The 20,554-nt window shown below is 68.2% G+C and carries 16 protein-coding genes and 1 pseudogene; 10 read left to right on the forward strand and 7 right to left on the reverse strand.

The window, feature by feature from the left end; translation table 11 throughout:
• Positions 1-30 precede the first annotated feature (30 nt).
• Entirely contained in the window at positions 31-1,380 is a 1,350-nt protein-coding gene (gene hisS, locus TSH64_RS09810; protein ID WP_109096578.1) for a histidine--tRNA ligase, read from the reverse strand.
• Positions 1,381-1,586: 206 nt separating this feature from the next.
• Here hisS and TSH64_RS09815 point away from each other — a divergent pair, with 206 nt between their 5' ends.
• The 3 genes from TSH64_RS09815 (at position 1,587) to TSH64_RS09825 (ending at position 5,409) form a co-directional block, all read left to right on the forward strand.
• Positions 1,587-2,180, forward strand: a complete 594-nt coding sequence (locus tag TSH64_RS09815; protein WP_109096579.1) for a hypothetical protein — start codon at positions 1,587-1,589, stop codon at positions 2,178-2,180.
• 196 nt (positions 2,181-2,376) lie between these two features.
• Positions 2,377-3,432, forward strand: coding sequence for a dihydroorotase (gene pyrC, locus TSH64_RS09820; RefSeq protein WP_109096580.1), 1,056 nt, complete (start codon positions 2,377-2,379; stop codon positions 3,430-3,432).
• A 57-nt stretch (positions 3,433-3,489) separates the two neighbouring features.
• Positions 3,490-5,409, forward strand: a complete 1,920-nt coding sequence (locus TSH64_RS09825) for a tetratricopeptide repeat protein (RefSeq protein WP_109096581.1) — start codon at positions 3,490-3,492, stop codon at positions 5,407-5,409.
• Positions 5,410-5,445: 36 nt separating this feature from the next.
• On the opposite strand, the gene xseA is transcribed toward TSH64_RS09825, so the two are convergent.
• Entirely contained in the window at positions 5,446-7,092 is a 1,647-nt protein-coding gene (gene xseA, locus TSH64_RS09830; protein WP_199237517.1) for an exodeoxyribonuclease VII large subunit, read from the reverse strand.
• A gap of 73 nt (positions 7,093-7,165) precedes the next feature.
• On the opposite strand from xseA, the gene purD reads away from it, so the two are divergent.
• The gene (gene purD / locus TSH64_RS09835) at positions 7,166-8,452 is read left to right on the forward strand and encodes a phosphoribosylamine--glycine ligase (RefSeq protein WP_109096582.1); all 1,287 of its coding nucleotides are present in this window, start codon (positions 7,166-7,168) and stop codon (positions 8,450-8,452) included.
• Between the two features lie 61 nt (positions 8,453-8,513).
• Here the strand turns inward: purD and TSH64_RS09840 are convergent, their stop codons facing one another.
• Together TSH64_RS09840 and TSH64_RS09845 are read right to left on the reverse strand one after the other, a co-directional pair.
• Positions 8,514-10,019, reverse strand: a complete 1,506-nt coding sequence (locus TSH64_RS09840) for a PAS domain-containing protein (RefSeq protein WP_109096583.1) — start codon at positions 10,017-10,019, stop codon at positions 8,514-8,516.
• 241 nt (positions 10,020-10,260) lie between these two features.
• Positions 10,261-10,713: a nucleoside deaminase gene (locus tag TSH64_RS09845; RefSeq protein ID WP_109096584.1), complete on the reverse strand. Its 453-nt coding sequence runs from the start codon at positions 10,711-10,713 to the stop codon at positions 10,261-10,263.
• 105 nt (positions 10,714-10,818) lie between these two features.
• Here TSH64_RS09845 and TSH64_RS36275 point away from each other — a divergent pair.
• The 3 genes and pseudogenes from TSH64_RS36275 to oxlT all read left to right on the forward strand — a co-directional run.
• A pseudogene (locus TSH64_RS36275) lies at positions 10,819-11,577 on the forward strand (pseudouridine synthase); the annotation flags it as partial.
• Positions 11,578-12,112: 535 nt separating this feature from the next.
• Positions 12,113-12,673, forward strand: a complete 561-nt coding sequence (rsmD, locus tag TSH64_RS09855) for a 16S rRNA (guanine(966)-N(2))-methyltransferase RsmD (protein ID WP_109096586.1) — start codon at positions 12,113-12,115, stop codon at positions 12,671-12,673.
• Between the two features lie 662 nt (positions 12,674-13,335).
• The gene (oxlT, locus tag TSH64_RS09860; RefSeq protein ID WP_109096587.1) at positions 13,336-14,682 is read left to right on the forward strand and encodes an oxalate/formate MFS antiporter; all 1,347 of its coding nucleotides are present in this window, start codon (positions 13,336-13,338) and stop codon (positions 14,680-14,682) included.
• Positions 14,683-14,763: 81 nt separating this feature from the next.
• On the opposite strand, the gene TSH64_RS09865 is transcribed toward oxlT, so the two are convergent.
• Positions 14,764-14,997 carry a hypothetical protein gene (locus tag TSH64_RS09865; RefSeq protein WP_109096588.1) on the reverse strand — a complete coding sequence of 78 codons (234 nt, stop codon included), beginning with the start codon at positions 14,995-14,997 and terminating at the stop codon, positions 14,764-14,766.
• 326 nt (positions 14,998-15,323) lie between these two features.
• Between TSH64_RS09865 and TSH64_RS09870 the strand changes: the two genes are divergently transcribed.
• The gene (locus TSH64_RS09870; protein WP_109096589.1) at positions 15,324-17,009 is read left to right on the forward strand and encodes an alpha-amylase family protein; all 1,686 of its coding nucleotides are present in this window, start codon (positions 15,324-15,326) and stop codon (positions 17,007-17,009) included.
• Here TSH64_RS09870 and TSH64_RS09875 read toward each other — a convergent pair.
• Positions 17,006-17,443: a helix-turn-helix domain-containing protein gene (locus TSH64_RS09875; protein WP_109096590.1), complete on the reverse strand. Its 438-nt coding sequence runs from the start codon at positions 17,441-17,443 to the stop codon at positions 17,006-17,008. The two genes, TSH64_RS09870 and TSH64_RS09875, sit on opposite strands and share 4 nt — an antisense overlap.
• Positions 17,444-17,568: 125 nt before the next feature.
• Here TSH64_RS09875 and TSH64_RS09880 point away from each other — a divergent pair, with 125 nt between their 5' ends.
• The gene (locus tag TSH64_RS09880; RefSeq protein ID WP_109096591.1) at positions 17,569-18,180 is read left to right on the forward strand and encodes an NAD(P)-dependent oxidoreductase; all 612 of its coding nucleotides are present in this window, start codon (positions 17,569-17,571) and stop codon (positions 18,178-18,180) included.
• 123 nt (positions 18,181-18,303) lie between these two features.
• Positions 18,304-18,543, forward strand: coding sequence for a hypothetical protein (locus TSH64_RS09885; RefSeq protein ID WP_109096592.1), 240 nt, complete (start codon positions 18,304-18,306; stop codon positions 18,541-18,543).
• A 37-nt stretch (positions 18,544-18,580) separates the two neighbouring features.
• Here TSH64_RS09885 and mutL read toward each other — a convergent pair whose 3' ends face one another.
• Positions 18,581-20,497, reverse strand: a complete 1,917-nt coding sequence (gene mutL / locus TSH64_RS09890; protein WP_109452461.1) for a DNA mismatch repair endonuclease MutL — start codon at positions 20,495-20,497, stop codon at positions 18,581-18,583.
• Between the last annotated feature and the right edge of the window lie 57 nt (positions 20,498-20,554).

Below are 20,554 nucleotides of genomic sequence, written 5' to 3' on the forward strand. Positions count from 1 at the left end.
ATGGTTAACGGGGGTTTAAAGGGGTGCCTCTCACCCTTCCAGCAGCGTCTTTGCGCGGGCAGCCAGCTCCGTCAGCGGGACCTCGACCTGCTCGCCCTTGACCAGATGCTTCAGGGTCGCGGTGCCGCGGGCCTTCTCGTCGGAGCCCATCAGCAGGACGACCGGGATGCCGGCGCGGTCGGCATACTTCATCTGCTTGGCGATCTTGCCGCCGTCCAACTGGATTTCCGTGTTGATGCCGGCGGCGCGCAGCTCGCTCGCCATGCGGAAATAATCGGCGGACAGGGCCGGGTCCATCTGCGTCACCAGCACCTGGGCGGTGGGGGTGGCGTCCTTGATGATGCCGGCCTCCATCAGCTGGTAGAACAGGCGGGTCGCGCCGATGGAGATGCCCACACCAGGCAGCTTCGACTTGGTGTAGTGGCTGGCGAGATTCTCGTAACGGCCGCCGGAGCAGACCGAGCCGATGCCGGGATGGTCGTTCAGGAAGGTCTCGTAGACGGTGCCGGTGTAGTAATCGAGACCGCGCGCGATGGCGAGGTTGATGCGCACCGTGCCCTCCGGCACCTGGAAGGCCTTCAACCCCTCGATGACGGTGGTCAGTTCGCCCACACCTTCGCGGAAGAGGTCGGTCTCGATATCGAGCGCGCCCAGCGCCGTCAGCGTCTCGGCGTTGGTGCCTTCCATGGCGATCAGCGACAGAATGGTGTCGGCGGCATGCTCGGTCACGCCGAGGCCCAGCAGGCTGGCGCGCACCTTGTCCTGGCCGATCTTGTCCAGCTTGTCGATCTCGCGCAGCACCAGCACGCGGGTGTCGGCGTCGGCGACGCCCAGACCGTCGAGCAGGCCGAGCAGGATCTTGCGGTTGTTCACATTGATGGTGAAGCCGCCGAAATTAAGCTCGGTGAAGACATGGTGGATGACCGCCGGGATCTCGGCGTCGTAATGGGTGGACAGGCTGTCCTTGCCGATCACGTCGATGTCGCACTGGTAGAATTCGCGGAAGCGCCCGCGCTGCGCCCGCTCGCCGCGGTAGACCCGCTGGATCTGGTAGCGGCGGAACGGGAAGGCGAGGTCGCGCTCATGCTCCGCCACATAGCGGGCGAGCGGCACGGTCAGGTCGAAGCGCAGGGCCAGTTCCGGCTTGTTGCCCTGCTGGATGGCGCCGGTCGACTGGACGAAATAGACCTGCTTCTCCGTCTCGCCGCCCGACTTGGTCAGCAGCGTGTCGACCGTCTCGAACACCGGGGTTTCGACAGGGACGAAGCCGAACCGCTCGTAGCCGCGGCGGATGGTGTCCAGCATGCGCTGGAAGGCCACCTGCTGGCGCGGCAGCAGCTCCATCGTTCCGGGCGGGGTGCGGGGCGTGATCAGGCTCATCGGAGAAGGTCCGCGCTTGGATAGGAAAAGCGTGGGTTTTCTAGCCCCTTTCGCCGGCCCCGTCACCTGCGGCCAAAAAAGGCGGCGGAAAAATTTTCAGGCTCCTCGAAAATTTTTTGGAAGGGCGTGGAATGAACGGCAGCGGGGCCGCGTTCATCTAAGCACGATCCCGCAACGAGGATCGCTCACCGAAATGGAGAAACCAAATGTCCGGCACCGTCTTTGGGTCGCGTATCCGCTCGTCCGTTTCGACCTTTGCGTTTGTCGCCCTGATGGCGACGGCCCCCGTGCTGAGCGCGGGTGCGGCAACGGTCGCGCCGGCCGCTCCGGCCACGCCGGCCCCCGCCGCGACGACCGACTCCACCACGACGGCCCCGAAGCTCGACCAGAAGGCCGATCAGAAGGCTGTCACCAAGAGCGAGGCCACCAAGACCGAAGCCACCAAGATCGAGGCTCCGAAGGCCGACGCCACCAAGGCGGATGCCGGCAAGACCGAGGCGGGCAAGACCAAGCATGAGCAGGTCGCGGCCACCCCGAAGGCCGAAGTGACCAAGACCCAGGCCGACGCCGTCGCCAAGGAACTGGGCGCCAAGCCGACCGACCAGCTGCCCGTCCAGCTCGGCAAGTATCACGAGCAGATGCTGGCCGCCCATGCGCTGAAGGACAGCGCCGCCCGCGACAAGGCGGTTGCCGACGCCCGGCAGCAGCTGGCCGGCATCGGCGGCAAGCCGGTGACCGCGGAGCAGGCCGCGAAGATCGACGGCATCCTCGGCCTGAAGACCTCGACCACCATCCAGTAAGGTTTCGGCCAGTAAGGTCCGGGCCAGGACGGCCAGCCCCCCGCCAACGCCGGCCGGCGGGGGGCTGCCGGCTTCTCCTCCCGTTTCCAGCCTGTGTTTCCAGTTTGGGGACCGCCTCTGTTGAGATGCCGCGGCGATGGCGATAGAACGTCGTCCAAGCTCACCGCCCCTCGACACCAGCGCCGGGACCCGACCCATGCCCAACGACCGTCTTGTCATCCGCCGTCCCGACGACTGGCATGTCCACCTGCGCGACGGCGCCATGTTGAAGGCGGTTCTGCCTTTCACCGCCCGCCAGTTCGGCCGCGCCATCGTCATGCCGAACCTGAAGCCGCCGGTGGCGACGGCCGCCGACGCCGTGGCCTATCGCGAGCGCATCCTGGCTGCCCTGCCGGACGGCGTCGCCTTCACCCCGCTGATGACCGCCTACCTGACCGACGGCACCGACGCCGCCGATCTGGCCCAGGGCTTCAAGGACGGGGTTTTCGCCGCCGCCAAGCTCTATCCCGCCAACGCCACCACCAACAGCGCCCACGGCGTCACCGACATCGCCCGCATCGCCCCGGTGCTGGAGCGCATGGCGGACATCGGCATGCCGTTGCTGATCCATGGCGAGGTCACCGACCAGTCGGTCGACATCTTCGACCGCGAGGCGGTGTTCATCGACAGCATCCTGGCCCCGCTGCTGGAGCGCCACCCCAGCCTGCGCATCGTGCTGGAGCATGTGACGACGGCCGACGCCGTGCAGTTCGTGCGCGCCCATGCCGCCAGCGGCCGGATCGCCGCCACCATCACCGCACACCATCTGCTGATCAACCGCAGCCACATCTTCCAGGGCGGCATCCGCCCGCATCTCTACTGCCTGCCGATCGCCAAGCGCGAAACCCACCGGGTGGCTCTGGTCGAGGCGGCGACGAGCGGCGAGGGGCCGTTCTTCCTGGGCACCGACACCGCGCCGCATACGGTGACCGCCAAGGAGGCCGCCTGCGGCTGCGCCGGCTGCTTCACCGCGGCCAACGCGCTGGAACTCTATGCCGAGGCGTTCGACGAGGCCGGGGCGCTCGACAGGCTGGAGGCCTTCGCCAGCCTGAACGGCCCGCGCTTCTACAACCTGCCGGTCAGCGAGGAGCGGGTGGCGCTGGAACGCCGTCCGTCGGTCGCCCCCGACCTGATCCTGGTCAGCGAGGGCGACGCCGTGCTGCCCTTCCGCAGCGGCGAGACCCTGCGCTGGAGCTTCGCCGGCGCGGTGTGACGGTCTGCGGACCGGTTTCGCGGAAAAGGGCGGGGATAGGGGAAGGACGGTACGGTCATGGCGACGATCCAGGAAGCTCTGCTCATCGCCTTCGACCTTCACCAGGACCGGCGCTTCGATGAGGCGGACGCCATCTATCGCCAAATTCTGGACGCGGTTCCCGGCCATGTCATGGCGCTCCATCTGCGCGGCATCCTTCTGGGGCAGAGCGGCAGGCTGGAGGAGGGCTGCGACCTGATCCGGCAGGCGATCGCCGGGGATGGAACGCAGCCGGATTTCCATAACAATCTCGCCGGCCTGCTGGAGGCGCTGGGCCGGTCCGGCGAGGCATTGGAATCGATGGTGCGCGCCGCCGTCCTCGATCCCGACCGGGCCGTCCAGCTCAACGATTTTGCGATGCGGTCCCTGAATGCGGGCCGGACCGGCGAGGCCGCGCAGGCGCTCCGTGTTGCGGCCGGGCTGCATCCGCTTTCCATCGAGCTGCGCTGCAACCTTGCGGTGGCGCTGGCCGCCGACGGGCAGTTTGCGGCGGCGGCAACAGAGCGCCGCATCGCCCTGCTGCTCGCCCCCGATGCCGCCGAGATGCTGCGGCTGTTGGGGGAGTATCTCCTGCAAGCGGACGGGCAGGCTCCCGACGGCGAGGCGGCATCGACGCTCCGGCGTGCCCTGATCCTCGATCCGCTGCATCACGGCATCTGGAACGGGGTCGGCAGGCTGCACATGGAGGCCGGACGATTGACGGAGGCATGCCGGGCCTACGAGTCCGGCCTTGCGGTCGATCCGTCGGCGGCGGAGCTGTGGAACAACCGTTCGAATGTCCTGAAGGGGCGGGACGATCTCGAAACCGCACTGGCCGGCCAACGCCGGGCGGCGGCGCTGCAGCCGGACGAGGCGGGCATCCACAACAATCTGGGCGACGCATTGCTGCTTGCGGGCCAACCGGAGGATGCCTTGGCCCATGCGCAGGCGGCGCTGGCGCTCGCTCCCCAACTTGGGGATGCCCGGCTGCTTCGTGCCGCGGCGCTGCTGACGCTCGGCCGTTTCGAACAAGGGTGGGCGGCCTGGGAGGATCGCTGGACCGTGCCGCCCTGGCTGCTCGCCGCCGGCCGATTCCCGCAACCGGCCTGGACGGGCCAGCCGCTGGGCGGGAACCGTCTGCTGATCTGGGGCGAACAGGGGATCGGCGACGAAATCCAGTTCGCCAGCCTGCTGCCGCTGCTGGTCCAGGCGGGTGTCAGCTGTGTGTTGGAATGCGAACCGCGGCTGGTTCCGCTGTTCGCGCGCTCGCTGCCGGAGGTGGAGGTGGTCGCGCGTGGCTGGCCCCCCGATCCAAGCCTGACGCGGACCGGGGCTGCCGACCCGGACCGCGCCCCGATTGCCGCGCAAATCCCGGTGGGCAGCCTGCCGCGCCTGCTGGCGGACGCCGGGGGTGTCCCGCGCTCCGCCGCTCCCTATCTGCTGGCCGATCCGGCCAGGGTTTCGGGGCTTCGGGCGGCGATTCCGGCGGGCACGCTGGCGGTCGGCATCGCCTGGCACACCACCAATCCCAAGCACGGGCGTAGTCGCAACATTCCGTTGCGCGTGTTGGCGCATGCGCTCCACCGGCCCGGCGTCCGCCTCGTGGTGCTGCAATATGGCGACTGGACGCAGGAGATCGCCGCCTTGACGGCGGAGGGCATCGACATCGGCGGGCTGCCCGGTCTCGATCCCTGGAGCGATCTGGACGGGTTGGCCGCGGCGGTCGCCGCCGTCGACCTTGTGGTCTCCATCGACAACATCACCGTGCATCTGGCCGGGGCGCTGGGGCGCCCGACCTGTGCCTTGCTGCCCCATGCCGCCGAATGGCGCTGGCTGCGCGACCGGACGGACACCCCCTGGTATCCGACCGTCACCCTCTGCCGCCAGCAGGCGCCGAAGGATTGGAGCGTGCCGTTGTGGCTCGCACGGCAACGGCTCGACGAGCTGGCCGGCGGATAGCTTGCTCCGCTGCTGTCCGACCCAGGCCGACCGGTCTCAGAACAGGCTGCCCTGTACGGGCACCGGCCGAGGCTTGCGCGGTGCCGCCTTCTTTTCCGGCTTGGGTTCCGCCTGCGCCTCAGGCTTCACCTCCGGCTTGGGAGTGCCGCCATCGACGGTTGCTGCAACCTTGGCATCGTCGGCGAAGACGATGTTGACGGCCAGACCCGGCGTCGCCTGATCGGCACGGGTGACCGGGCGGCCGTCGCGGTCCTCGACCAGGGCAAAGCCGCGGGCCAGCACGCCCTTGTAGCTGTAACTCTCCAGCAATTGGCCGAGCGACGCCAGAGATGCCGCCTTGTCGGCAACTCCCTTGGCATAGCTGCGGTCGAGGCGCGGCGTCAGGTCGGCGATGCGGCGTTCGCCGTCGGCCAGCTTCACCCGCGCCGGGGTCAGCGACAACCGGCCGGCAACCCGGTCGAACCGACCGCCGGCGGTGGTCACCGCATGGCGCAGGCCTGAATCGAGGGCGCGGCTTTCCGACGCCAGCTTCTGCTCCGCCTGGGCCAGCTTTTCGCGCGGGTGGCGCAGCTTCGCCGCCAGCTCGCCGACGCGGGTGCGGCGGCGCTCCAGCAGGGCGGACGCTGCGAGATTCAGCCGTTCCGCCCGGTCGTCCAGCCGCTGGGCATGACCCTCCAGCAGGGCGCGGGGATCGCCGAGGCCGCGGGCCAGCCCCTCCACCCGGTTGCGGCGGTCCTCCACCGCGCGCGACGCGCAGGCCAGCAGCCGGCGCTCGTCGTCGAGGATCTGGGCCAGCAACTCGCCGCGCACCGGCACCGCCATCTCGGCGGCGGCGGTCGGGGTGGGCGCCCGCAGGTCCGACGCGAAGTCGATCAGCGTGGTGTCGGTCTCGTGCCCGACGGCGGAGATCAGCGGGATGGTGCTGGACGCGGCCGCGCGGACGACATTTTCCTCGTTGAAGGCCATCAGGTCCTCCAGCGAGCCGCCGCCGCGCGCGACGATGATCAGGTCGGGGCGTGGAACCCGGCTCCCTTGGGGTCCACCCGGCTGGATGCGGTTGAAGCCCTCGATGGCCGCCGTCACCTCGGCCGCCGCACGCTCGCCCTGCACCGCGACCGGCCACAGCAGGACATGGCGGGGGAAGCGGTCGTTCAGCCGGTGCAGGATGTCGCGGATGACCGCCCCGGTGGGGGAGGTGACGACGCCGATCACGTCGGGCAGGAAGGGGATGCGCTTCTTGCGGGCGGGATCGAACAGCCCCTCCGCCGCCAGCCGGCGCTTGCGCTCCTCCAGCATCTTCAGCAGCGCGCCTTCGCCGGCCAGCTCCATCGACTCGACGATCAGCTGATATTGCGAGCGGCCGGGGTAGGTCGTCATCCGCCCGGTGACGATGACCTCCAGCCCTTCCTCCGGCCGGACGGCCAGCTTCGCCATGGTGCCGCGCCAGCACACCGCCTCGATCACCGCGGTGTCGTCCTTCAGGCGCATGTAGCAGTGGCCGGAGCTGTGCTTCTTCGGCTGGCTGATCTCGCCGCGGACGCGGACGAAGCCGAACTCCTCCTCGATGCTGCGCTTCAGCCGGCGGGCGAGGTCGCCGACGGTGAATTCCGGAAGGTTGGAGCCGGGGCGCGGTTCCGGGGCAATCAGCGGCGTGGAGGTTTGGGGTGCGTTTTCGGACGTCATGGCGCTCTTGAGTTGGGGCGCCGCCATGATACAAGGCGCGCAGATCGCAACAAGGCGGAAGGAGCGCCCCCCCATGAAAGTCCTCGTCGTCGGATCGGGCGGTCGTGAGCACGCGCTCTGCTGGGCCATTTCCAACTCGCCGCTGTGCGATGCGCTCTATTGCGCGCCGGGCAACGCCGGCATCGCCGACGTCGCCACGCTGGTCGCCATCGGGTCGGAGGATGTCGACGCGCTGGTGCGCTTCGTCCAGGAAAACGCCATCGACTTCGTCGTCGTCGGTCCGGAAGGGCCGCTGGTGCTGGGTCTGGTGGACAGGCTGACCGCGCTGGGCGTCAAGGCCTTCGGGCCGAGTGCGGCGGCGGCGGAGCTTGAGGGCTCCAAGGGCTTCATGAAGGACATCCTGGCGAAATACGGGGTGCCCACCGCCTTCTACGAACGCTTCAAGGATCCCGAAGCCGCCAAGGCCTATGTGCGCAAGCATGGCGCCCCCATCGTGGTGAAGGCCGACGGTCTGGCCGCCGGCAAGGGCGTTACCGTCGCCCGCACCGAGCAGGAGGCGTTCGAGGCCATCGACGACGCGCTGGTCGGCGGCCGTTTCGGCGCTGCCGGTGCCGAGGTGGTGGTCGAGGAGTTCCTGGACGGCGAGGAGGTCAGCTTCTTCGCGCTGTGCGACGGCGAGAACGCGCTGCCGCTGGCCTCGGCCCAGGACCACAAGGCGGTCGGCGACGGCGACACCGGCCCCAACACCGGCGGCATGGGCGCCTATTCCCCGGCCCCGGTGCTGACCGCCGACCTGCAGGAGCGCGTGATGCGCGAGATCATCCTGCCGACGGTCAAGGGAATGGCGGCGGAAGGCAAGCCGTTCAAGGGCGTGCTGTTCGCCGGCCTGATGATCATGCAGACGGCGGACGGCCCGGTGCCGAAAACGCTGGAGTTCAACGTCCGCTTCGGCGACCCGGAATGCCAGACGCTGATGATGCGGCTGAAGTCCGACGCGCTGGCGGCGCTGGTGGCGGCGGCCGACGGGGTGCTGGACAGCATCGACCTGCGCTGGCACGACCGCACCGCGCTGTGCGTGGTGATGGCGGCCAACGGCTATCCCGGCGATTACACCAAGAACACCGAGATCCGCGGGCTGGACAAGGCGGGTGCCGTGGATGGTGTGACCGTGTTCCATGCCGGCACCAAGCGGGCCGAGGACGGCCGGGTGCTGTCGGTCGGCGGCCGGGTGCTGGGCGTCACCGCGCTGGCGCCGACGGTGGCGGAAGCCCAGACGGCTGCCTACAAGGCGGTGGACGCGCTGGACTGGCCGGGCGGCTTCTGCCGCCGCGACATCGGCTGGCGGGCGGTGGGGCGGTAAGCTCTGCCGTCGGACAGGGGATCAGGGGGCGCAGTGATGCGCCCCCTTTTGCGTTCCGGCTTCAGGCACGCAGCCGTTCCGACGTGGAGGCGATGTTCTGCGACACCACTTCGATGTCGCGGACCACGCGGGTGACGCTGTGGGCGATCTCCTTGGTCGCCGATTCCTGCTGCGACACGGCGGCGGCGATGGTGGTGGAGATCTGCTGGACGTCGGTGACGATCGTGCCGATGCGGCGGATGGCGTCGACCGCGTGCAGCGCCTCCTGCTGGACCGACGCGATCTGTGCCGCGATGTCGTCGGCAGCGCTGCCGCTCTGCTGGGCCAGCGACTTCACCTCGTTCGCCACCACGGCGAAGCCGCGGCCCGCCTCGCCGGCACGGGCGGCTTCGATGGTGGCGTTCAGCGCCAGCAGGTTGGTCTGCGAGGCGATGCTGTTGATCAGCTTGGTGATGGCGCCGATTCGCTCGGCCGAGGTGACCAGGGCTTCCACCGCGGCGTTGGTGCGGGTCGCCTCCTCCGATGCCTTCAGCGAGGCGCCCGACGCCTCGTTGGCGCGGTTGCTGATGTCGGAGATCGAGGCCGACAGCTCCTCCGTCGCGGCGGCGACCGTCTGGGCGTTGGCGGTGGCGCGGTCGGCGGCGGTGCCGACCTCCCGGTCCAGGGACTCGGCAAGGTTGGCGATGCTGCTGCGGCGTTCGCCGTCCAGTTCCGCCTGCCGCAGCTCGGCCATCTTCTGGCCGTGGATGTCGATCAGCGACCCGCAGGCGCGCAGGGCCAGGCCGTTGCCGTCGCGGGCGACGCCGCCGATGGCGCGGAACCAGCGATAGGTGCCGTCCTTCAGCTTCAGCCGGTAATCGACGTCGTAGCCGGTGCGGCCGCTGCGGTCGTTCAGGCAGGCCATGAAGCCGTCGAAGGTCGGTTTGGCGTCGTCCGGGTGCAACCGGTCGGCCCAGGAATTGACGCCATCGGGGAAGCCAACCTTGTCGTCACGGTCGAAACCGGCGAGGCGGCGGAACTCCGGCGACCAGTGCCAGCGGCTCTGCGCATGCATCGGGTCGGCGTTGTGGAACACCGCATCCCAGAGCCCGACGCCGGCATGGCGGTCGAGCAGCTTGGCCCGCTCCAGTTCGTTGCGCTCGGCATCGATGTCGATCAGCGATCCGCAGGCGCGGAGCGCAAGGCCACTGCTGTCGCGGGCGACGCCGCCGATGGCGCGGAACCAGCGATAGCTGCCGTCCTTCACCTTCAGCCGGTAATTCACGTCATAGCCGGTGCGGCCGCTGCGGTCGTTCAGGCAGGCCATGAAGCTGTCGAAGGTCGGCTTGGCATCGTCCGGGTGCAGCCGGTCCGCCCACGACCCGACCTTGTCGGGGAAGCCGGCCGTGTCGTCATGGCCGAAGCCGACGAGGCGGCGGAATTCCGGCGACCAGTGCCAGCGGCTCTGCGCATGCATCGGATCGCCATTGTGAATCACGGCGTCCCACAACCCGACGCCCGCATGGCGTCCCAGCAGAGCCAACTCTTCGGCTGCCTGATTGTCCTGGGGCTTGCGGAACGACAACATTTTTGAACTCCCGATGGCTGGCGGCTGTCGACGCATCATGGGCAGATATTCATTAAACAAACACTTAACAGACCATAACTTATCTACACGTACTCTATAACCTTTCTGCTATGCCTTGGAGGCTTTCATCCAGATTTGCCGTGGGGTTGTTTTGCAATGGTGTGTTTAATGCTGAGAAATTCTATTCCGTTGCGTTGATAACAATAGTGCGCGCAACGCGAACCAAGCCTTTGGAGATGGCTCATCGGCGCTTTCTGAAGAAGTCCCGCAGCAGCGACCCGGCCCGGGTCTCGCCGATCCCGCTGTAGACTTCCGGCGCGTGGTGGCAGGTCGGCTGGGTGAAGAAGCGCGGCCCATGGTCTACGGCGCCGCCCTTGGGGTCGTAGGCGCCGTAATAGACCCGCCGGATGCGGGCGAAGCTGATCGCCGCGGCGCAGAGCGCGCAGGGCTCCAGCGTCACATACAGGTCGCAGCCGGGCAGGCGGGGCTGGCCGCGCCCGGCACAGGCGGCGCGGATCGCCAGCAACTCGGCATGGGCGGACGGGTCGCACAGCTCCTCCGTCCGGTTGCCGGCGGCGGCGAGCACCGCACCCGTTGCGGGATCGACGACGACGGCGCCGACCGGCACCTCGCCGCGCGCGGCGGCGGCCTCGGCGGCGGCGAAGGCGAGGTCCATATAGCTGGGAGAAGGCATGGCCGGGCAGGGTGCCAACCGCCCGCCGAGCCCGTCAACCGGATTCCGGTGGCTGGGCGCTGGACCAGTGTTGCGGGCGGCGCGTCCAGGCCCTATGGTCCGGCCATGGACCGCTCCGATACTGCCAAGAAATCCGATTCCGCCACCGCCTCCGGTGCTGGCGGCGGTGAACGAATCGCCAAACGACTGGCGCGCGCCGGCCTATGCTCGCGCCGCGACGCCGAACGCTGGATCGCCGAGGGCCGCGTCGCGGTCAACAGCCGCGTGCTGGACAGCCCCGCCTGCGTGGTGCGCCCCGGCGACATCGTGCAGGTCGACGGCAAGGTCATTCCGGAACCGGAGCCGGCCCGCCTTTGGCGCTATCACAAGCCGTCGGGGCTGGTCACCACTGCCCGTGACGAGAAGGGGCGCGAGACCGTCTTCGACCGCCTGCCGCCCGACCTTCCGCGCGTGGTCTCCATCGGCCGTCTCGATCTGACGACCGAGGGGCTGCTGCTGCTGACCAACGACGGCGAGCTGGCCCGCTTCCTCGAACTGCCGGCCACCGGCTGGACCCGCCGCTACCGCGTGCGCGTCTTCGGCGAGGTCGACGAGAGGCAACTGGCGGCGCTGGAGAAGGGGCCGACCATCGAAGGCGTGAAGTACGGCCCGATCGAGGCCGCGCTCGACCGCATCCAGGGCCGCAACGCCTGGCTGACCGTCAGCCTGAAGGAAGGCAAAAACCGCGAGATCCGCAAGGTGATGGAGTCGCTGGGGCTCCAGGTCAACCGGCTGATCCGCGTCGCCTACGGTCCGTTCCAGCTCGGCAAGTTGGAAGAGGGCGCCGTCGAGGAGGTGCCGAAGCGCGTCGTCCGCGAGCAGATCGCTCCCTTCTTCGGCACGCCCGAAGGGGCGGAGTCGACCGAGTCCGGCACCAAGCAGCGCGCCAAGGCCCGTGCCGAAGCGGCGGGGAAGCCCGGTCCGAAGGCCGCATCCTCGAAAGGCGGGGCGGCGAACGCCGACGCCAAGGCGGCGCCGAAGCGCGCGCCGCGGTCCGCCACCAAGCGGCACGAGGCCGAAGCCGCCCGCACCGAAGAGACCAAGCCGGCGCGGCGCGGCGGGGCCACCCGCGGCACCCTGTCGCTTGGCGGCGGTTCGGCCAAGCCGGGCCGTTCCGGCAAGCCGGAGGGTGCCCGCTCCGATGCCCCGCGGTCCGAGGGCGCACGTTCTCGCGATGACAGGGCTCGCGACGACAGGCCCCGCGATGACAGGCCGCGTGACGGCAAGGCTCCCGGCTTCAAGCCGGGCGGGTCCAAGCCAACTGCTCCGAAGGGCGCCGGTCCGGCGCCGCGGGGCGGTCCGAAGGCCGGCGGCGGCGAGAGGTCCGGCGGCGGGGCTGGCGGACGGACGGAGCGCCCGCGTGCGGATCGTCGGCGGTAAGCACCGCGGCCGCAGTCTGGTGGCACCGGGCGGGCGCGATACCCGCCCCACCACCGACCGCACCCGGCAAGCCATTTTCAACATCCTGGCCCACGCCGACTGGGCGCCCGAGTTCGAGGGCGCCGCGGTCGTCGATGCCTTTTGCGGCACCGGTGCGCTGGGGCTGGAAGCCCTGTCGCGCGGTGCGTCCTGGTGCGGCTTCCTCGATATGGGCCGGCCGGCCCTCGACGCCGTGCGCGCCAATGTCGAGGCTCTGCGCGAGACGGCGAACGCCCAGATTCTGCGTGCCGATGCGGCCAAGCCGCCGCCGGCCCCTCGTGCCTGCATGCTGGCCTTTCTTGACCCGCCCTATGGCCAGGGGCTGGCGCCGCGCGCGCTGGAGGGTCTGCTGCGCGCCGGCTGGCTGGCTGAGGGCGCGCTCGCCGTGGTTGAGGTTGCCGACCGCGACCCGCTGCCTCTTCCCGACGGTTTTTCGGCGCTCGACGAGCGCCGCTATGGCGACACCCGCGTCGCCTTCCTGACGGTCCGCCACCCGGCCTGACCGCTTGGGCGGTTCCCGCCCGACCCGCCCTTGGCGTTTCGCGTCAGTCCTTTACATCCCCTGAGTTCCATTTTTTACCGGCCCCGCCCACCCGCCGATGGGGGCGCATCCCTGGCGTTCCAAGGCTGCCGCTCGTGTTTTTCCATCATGCGGAAAGACGAAACGGATTGTTGAGTTCCAAAACAATCCGAGCAAAACATTATGTGTCGCCGATGCGGTTCCTCTATGGAAACGGCGGCATCTATCTATCTCCTAAGACTGCACACCCTCGTTTGAGGGGGCCGTGCAGGTACCGGCACGGCTTCTTTTTACAGAACACGCGACCGATCGGATGAACCGATAATAGAACCGGTGTGGACCGCTCGCCGGATGTGGTGTGTAAGGTAAGTTTTACTTGATCAGTCTGTATGCCTACGGCGTCGATCCGTCCGTCGGTGTCTTTTTGTCCCCGGTTTTGGCATACCAGATTACATATCTGGCATTCCTAAATCGGGACAATCGAACTCCGAGCGATTGTCGGCATCCGCGCCGAGTTCCGGAAAGGAACCGTCAGCAAGAGCGGTCCGTCCGGGTCATTCCGCAATCGTGATTGGCGTGCCGGTCCCCGGGAGAGGGGCCGTGCCGCCGGCTCAGGCAAGTTTAAGGGAGGCACGATGGCTCATATGAATTCACAACCGGCGGCGGAATCCGCGGCGCCGGTTTCCGATGCGGTCCGCTGGACGCAGATCGTCGTCGGCATCGTCTGCATGGTGGCGGCGGCCAACATCCAGTATGCCTGGACGCTGTTCGTCCCGGAAATCCAGGCGACCCATGGCTGGACGCGCGCATCGATCCAGACCGCCTTCACCATCTTCGTCGTCGTGCAGACCTGGCTGACGCCGATCGAGGGCTATTTCATCGACAAGTACGGCCCCAAGGTGATCGTTGCCGCCGGCGGCTTCTTCACCGGCCTGTCCTGGATCATCGACAGCTATGCCGGCACGCTCACCATGCTGTATGTCGGCTCGGCCATCGGCGGCATCGGCGTCGGCTGCGTCTACGCCACCTGCGTCAACAACGCGCTGAAGTGGTTCCCGGAAAAGCGCGGTCTGGCGGTCGGCCTGACGGCGGGCGGCTATGGCGCCGGTTCGGCCCTGACCATCCTGCCGATCTCGGCGATGATCCACAGCAGCGGCTACCAGTCGGCCTTCTTCTGGTTCGGCCTGGTGCAGGGCGCCATCATCATCTGCGCCGCGCTGTTCCTGCGCATGCCGCAGAAGGAGCAGGTCAAGGCCTCGACCAAGGTCGCCCAGACCCGCCGCGACTACACGCTCAGCGAAGCCATCCGCACCCCGGTGTTCTGGGTGATGTGGGCGATGTTCATCGGCACCGTCACCGGCGGCCTGATGGCTGTGGCCCAGCTGGGCGTCATCGCCCACGATCTGGGTGTGAAGGAAGCCCCGGTCAGCGTCTTCGGCCTGACCATGGCGGCTCTGCCCTTCGCCCTGATGCTCGACCGCGTGATGAACGGCATCTCGCGTCCGCTGTTCGGCTTCATCTCGGATCACATCGGCCGTGAGGCGACCATGTTCGTCGCCTTCACCCTGGAAGGCGTCGGCATCATCATGCTGAGCCGTTTCGGCCACGACCCGATGATGTTCCTGATCCTCAGCGGCATGGTCTTCCTGGCCTGGGGCGAAGTGTACAGCCTGTTCAGCGCCACCTCGGCCGACACCTTCGGCACCAAGCATGCCGGCAAGATCTACGGCGTCCTCTACTGCGCCAAGGGTGTCGCCGCCCTGCTGGTCCCGCTGGGCAACCTGCTGATGGAAGCCACCGGCACCTGGGCGACCGTGCTGTACGTCACCGCCACCATGGATCTGACCGCCGCGGCCTGTGCGCTGTTGGTCCTGAAGCCGATGCTGGCCCGGCACCATGCCCGGAACGAGGAGTTGGCACGCCGCGCCGAACATGGCGATGCAGCCCGCGCCGTTCCTGTCGGGGCCGCCGCCGGCACCGCCAACGGGTAAGGCGCAGTCGGGGGGCTTCGCTCGGAAGACTGACTGACGGATGCGGGCCGGGATGTGCGAGAGCACCCCGGTCCGCATCGTTCATTCGATCCAGAAGGGCCGGTCCTTGGCCTTGCCGGGTTTGCCTTCGGAATTGTTTTCGGTCTGGGCCGCCTGCTGGAAGCGGTCGGAGGAGAACAGGATGCCCGGCTCCTCTTCGGTCTCGTCCTTCTCCGGCTCGATGACGGTGAAGCCGCCGCGGCCGCTGGCCATATAGACGGCGTGGCCGATCATGCCGGTCAGCGCGAGGAACAGAAGGGCCTGGGTCTCGATCATGGCGGAAACGTCCTTATCGGGAGGGGAGGGGCGTCGACAGGAACAAAGGCGATAGGAACAACAGGGCACGAGGCCAAACGACATCCCTCGCGGACAGTGGGTGCCCACGGTGACGGTTCAGTCATGCTGTACTGCAACATAAGCAGGCCGGTATGCTACCGCAAAAAGTTTTGCATACCAGATGCCGGATGCCTGACCTGCAACTTTGCCGCAGGCGCACCCACCACCGAAGGGCGGTTTGCCCCGCAACCAAAGTGGCCTTGCCGCTGTTCCCCGCCTGTCCTCCCCGCATCGGGCCGGGGACAGGGCATCGCGATGGAGCGGCCATGATCCGGGACCTCTGGTACAAGAATGCGGTGATCTACAATCTGTCGCTGTCGACCTTCATGGACGCCAACGGCGACGGCGTCGGCGATTTCCAGGGGCTGCTGCGCCGGCTGGACTATCTGCACGGACTGGGGGTGACCTGCCTGTGGCTGGGGCCGTTCCAGACCTCGCCGATGAAGGACGACGGCTACGACGTCGCGGATTACTACACCGTCGATCCGCGTTACGGCACGCTGGGCGACTTCGTCGAGTTCACCCATGCCTGCGAACAGCGCGGCATCCGGGTGATCATCGATCTGGTGATCAACCACACCTCCGACCAGCATCCCTGGTTCAAGGCCGCCCGCAGCGATCCCGACAGCAAATATCGCGACTGGTATGTCTGGTCGGACAAGAAGCCGGAGAATGCCGACCAGGGCATGGTCTTTCCCGGCGTGCAGAAATCGACCTGGACCTATGACCGCGAAGCCAAGGCCTGGTACTTCCACCGCTTCTACAAATTCCAGCCCGACCTGAACACCGCCAATCCGGAGGTGCATGCCGAGCTGCTGAAGATCATGGGCTTCTGGATCCAGCTGGGCGTCGCCGGATTCCGCATGGACGCCGTGCCCTTCATCATCGCGGAGAAGGGTGCAGACGTCACCACGCCGAAGGAGCAGTTCGGCATGCTGCGCAGCTTCCGCGAGTTCGTGCAGTGGCGGCGCGGCGACGCCATGCTGCTGGCCGAGGCCAACATCCTGCCGGAGGACGACCTGCACTATTTCGGCAGCGATGGTGACCGCTGCCACATGATGTTCAATTTCCAGGTCAACCAGCATCTGTTCTATGCGCTGGCGACCGCCGACACCGGGCCGCTCGCGAAGGCGCTGGAGGTGACGAAGCCGCGGCCGGCAACCGCCCAATGGGGCACCTTCCTGCGCAACCACGACGAACTCGACCTGGGCCGGCTGACCGAGGAGCAACGGCAGGCGGTGTTCGCCGCCTTCGGGCCGGACAAGTCGATGCAGCTCTATGACCGTGGCATCCGCCGGCGGCTGGCGCCGATGTTGAACGCCGACCGGCGGCGGATCGAGCTGGCCTACAGCCTGATGTTCACTCTGCCGGGGACGCCGGTCATCCGCTATGGCGACGAGATCGGCATGGGCGACGACCTGTCGCTGCCCGAACGGAACTGCGCCCGCACGCCGATGCAATGGTCGGACGAGCCGCATGGCGGCTTCACCAAGTCCGACGATCCGGAAACTCCGGTGATCGGCGGCGGTGTCTTCGGCTATGAGCGGATCAACGCCGCCTTCCAGCGCCGCGACCCACAGTCGCTGCTGAACTGGACCGAGCGCATCATCCGCATGCGCAAGGAGTGTCCGGAAATCGGCTGGGGCGATTTCCAAATCCTGAAGACCGGCCGGCCGGAGGTGCTGGCCCTGCGCTACGACTGGCGGAACAACGGGGTGGTCGTCCTGCACAACCTGTCGGACAAGCCCTGCGAGATCGTGCTGGACGTGGACGGCCATGGCGAGGGCTGCCGGCTGGTCAACCTGCTGTCGGAAGACCACAGCGAGCCCGACGCGAAGGGCCGTCACCATCTGGTGATGGAGGCCTATGGCTATCGCTGGTTCCGGGTCGGCGGGCTGGATTATCTGCTGCGGCGGACGGAGGGGGACGGCAAGCCCGGCGAGGAGGTTTAGGCGACGTCCAGCCGCACCGGAGCGTCGTCCTCGCCGCGGTCATAGGCGGCGCGGGCTTCCAGCATCTGCGCGATGTGGGTCTCGGCCCACATCCGCAGCGGCACCAGCGTTTCAGCCAGGGTGGCGCCCAGTGGCGTGATGGAATATTCGACGGTGACCGGCACGGTGGCAAAGGCCCTGCGGCTGACCAGCCCGTCGCGCTCCAGGCTTTTCAGGGTCTGCGACAGCATCTTCTGCGAGATACCCTCGATCTCGCGGCGCAGCTGGTTGAAGCGCATCGGTCCGCTTTCCAGCAATCCCAGGATCAGCACCGTCCATTTGTCGGCGATCCGGTCCAGCGCTTGGCGCGTCGGACAGGCGGAGGCATAGGCGTCGGGCAACTGGTCCATTTCCGACGGCCGCTTGCCGCCCAGCCCCAGCAGGGTCCTGTCCATCCGCATCCACTCCCAGGCCGGCGGTTACATGCAAGTGACCATGTCACAAAAAGGTGCCTTCTTTACACCAGATTTCCAACACGGCATCAAGTCACTATTGGAAACCTAGTCAGAGGACACCCGCCATGAACGTCGCCATCATCGGTGCTGCCGGCCGCGCCGGCAGCCGCATCCAGGCCGAACTGCTCCGCCGCGGCCACAGCGTCACCGCCATCGTCCGCGATCCGGCCAAGGTTGCCGCCGCCTCCGGCCTGACGGTGAAGGCCGGCGATGCCAACGACGCGGAAACGCTCGCCCCGCTGCTGGCCGGCCATGACGCGGTGGTCAGCGCCGTGATGTTCCTGATGGGCGATGCCGACAGCCTGATCGGCGCGGTGAAGACCTCCGGCGTGCCGCGCTATCTGGTGGTTGGCGGCGCCGGCAGCCTGAAGGTGGCGCCGGGTGTGCGGGTTCTCGACCTGCCGGAATTCCCCGAGATCTACAAGGCCGAGGCCGCCAAGGGCGCCGAGTTCCTCGATCGCCTGAAGGGCGAGCCGACCCTGAACTGGACTTTCCTGTCGCCGTCGGCCGAGTTCGTGCTGGGCGAGCGGACGGGCAAGTTCCGGGTGGGGGCCGACGGGCTGCTGGCGGACGAAACCGGCCGCAGCTGGATTTCCTACGAGGACTTCGCGGTGGCTCTGGTCGACGAGATCGAGACGCCGAAGCACGAGCGCAAGCGCTTTACGGTGGGGTACTGATCACGTCCGGGGTATCTCTCCAGTAGGTTGTCCGGAGCAGGGGGCTGCAATCTTCCATTATCCTCCCATGTCTTCGGCAAGGGCAGATCAAGCCCGGCTAGACAAGACATGGGAAGGAACGGAATGGCTCTGATCCCCTGCGCCGCCTGCGGCCACACGATCTCCACCGAAGCTCCATCCTGCCCGTCCTGCGGACACCCTGGGGCGACCATGTCGAAGGGAGGCCGCGAGGGGATGGCACGGATCGCCGGGACTGTCGCCGGCTCCTACATCTCGGCCCAGATGCTGGCCAGCATCATCGTCGGCTCGGTCGCCATCGTCAGCTTTGCCGCCATCATGATCGCGGTGATCCTGAAGGGGTGAGTTCCGGCAACCGGGGGCCGGCAGCGGAACTGCCGGTCTACCTCCTCCCGAACAGCCTTTCGATGTCCGCCAGCTTCAACTCCACATAGGTCGGCCGCCCGTGGTTGCACTGCCCGCTGTGCGGGGTTGCCTCCATCTGGCGCAGCAGGGCGTTCATCTCGTCGACACTCAGCGTGCGGCCGGCGCGGACGGAGCCATGGCAGGCCATCGTCGCGCAGACCTCTTCCAGCCGCTCTTTCAGCGACAGGGCGTCGCCAAGTTCGGACAGTTCTTCGGCAAGGTCGCGGATCAGGTTCTTCACGTCGGACTGGCCGAGCAGGGCCGGGACCTCGCGCACCATGACGCAGCCGTGGCCAAAGCCCTCGATCACCAGACCGAGTTCGGCCAGTTCGGCGCTGCGGGCGAGCAGGCGGTTGGCGGACGGCTCGTCCAGCTCGATCAGTTCCGGGATCAGCAGGGCTTGGCGCTTCACCCCGCCTTCCAGCAAGGCGGTCTTCATCCGCTCATAGACCAGCCGTTCATGGGCGGCGTGCTGGTCGACGATGACGATGCCCTCGCGGGTCTGCGCCACGATGTAGGTGGTGTGGACCTGCGCCCGCGCCGCACCCAACGGGTGGCTGTCGGGTGGCAGCTCGGGCTTGTGGGCGGCCGGGTCGGGGGCGCGGTATTCCGGCGGGCGGGCCGCAGGGGCGAAGCCGTTGCCGAAGCCGCTGAGGCGGCCTTGCAGCGGCGGCAGTCCCGACTGGGTCGGCGCCTGGAAGGCGGCGGAGCGCTCCGCCAGACCGCGCGGCACGGATGTGGGCGTATAGGAGCCGCCCCAACCGCCCCCGCTCGACCCGCCGCCGGATCGGCCGTAGGGAAGGGGCGAGGGGGTGAAGCCGCTGTCGGTGTCGCCGGCAGGTTCCGGCCGCAGGGCGCCCAGCGTGGCGAGACCGACGGTGGTGGAGGCGCGGTGTCCGGCCTCGGCCAGCGCGTGTTTCAGCGAGCCGACGATCAGGCCGCGCACCAGACCCTGGTCGCGGAAACGCACCTCGGCCTTGGCCGGGTGCACGTTCACGTCGACCTCCTGCGGGTCGATCTCGAGGAACAGGGCCAGCATCGGGTGGCGGTCGCGCGGCAGGAAATCGGCGTAGGCGGCGCGCACCGCGCCAACCATCAGCTTGTCGCGCACCGGCCGGCCGTTGACGAACAAATGCTGGTGCTTGGCGGTCGGACGGTGCAGGGTCGGCAGGCCGATCCAGCCGGCCAGCGACACCGCCTCGCGCACCGCCGTCACCGGGACGGCGTTCTCCTGGAAATCGCGGCCCATCAGGGCACCCAGCCGGGTCAGCCGGGCGTCCAGCAGATCGCCCTGCGCCGCACTCAGCCGCAGGCCGCCGCGTCCGCCGTCGGAGAGGGTGAAGGCAACGCCGGGATGGGCCATCGCCAGCCGCTCCAGGCAGTCGGCGATGTGGTCGTATTCGGTGCGCGATGCCTTGAGGAATTTCAGCCGGGCCGGCACGGCGGCGAACAGGTCGCGCACCTCGATCCGCGTGCCCTGGGCCAGTGCCGCCGGTTGCGGCGATCCCTTGGCGCCGGCATCGACCGTCAGGCTCCAGGCGCTGTCGGCGTCGCGGGCGCGGCTGGTGATGGTCAGGCAGCTGACGGCGCCGATGGAGGGCAGCGCCTCCCCGCGGAAGCCGAGAGAGCGGATGTCGAGCAGGTCGTCGCTTGGCAGCTTGGAGGTGGCGTGGCGTTCGACCGCCAGCGCCAACTCGTCCGGCGTCATGCCGCAGCCGTCGTCGGTGACGGCGATCAGCGACTTGCCACCGTCGCGCGCCACCACGTCGATGCGGGTGGCGCCGGCATCGATGGCGTTCTCCACCAGCTCCTTCACGGCGGCGGCGGGACGCTCGACCACCTCGCCGGCGGCGATGCGGTTGACGAGCGTTTCAGGAAGAAGACGGATCGGCATGCGCATAGATATAGGGGCTGCCGACCGCCGACACCACCATCTTCGGGCGGCGCCGTA

Source organism: Azospirillum sp. TSH64, from assembly GCF_003116035.1.
Taxonomy (GTDB): Bacteria; Pseudomonadota; Alphaproteobacteria; order Azospirillales; family Azospirillaceae; genus Azospirillum.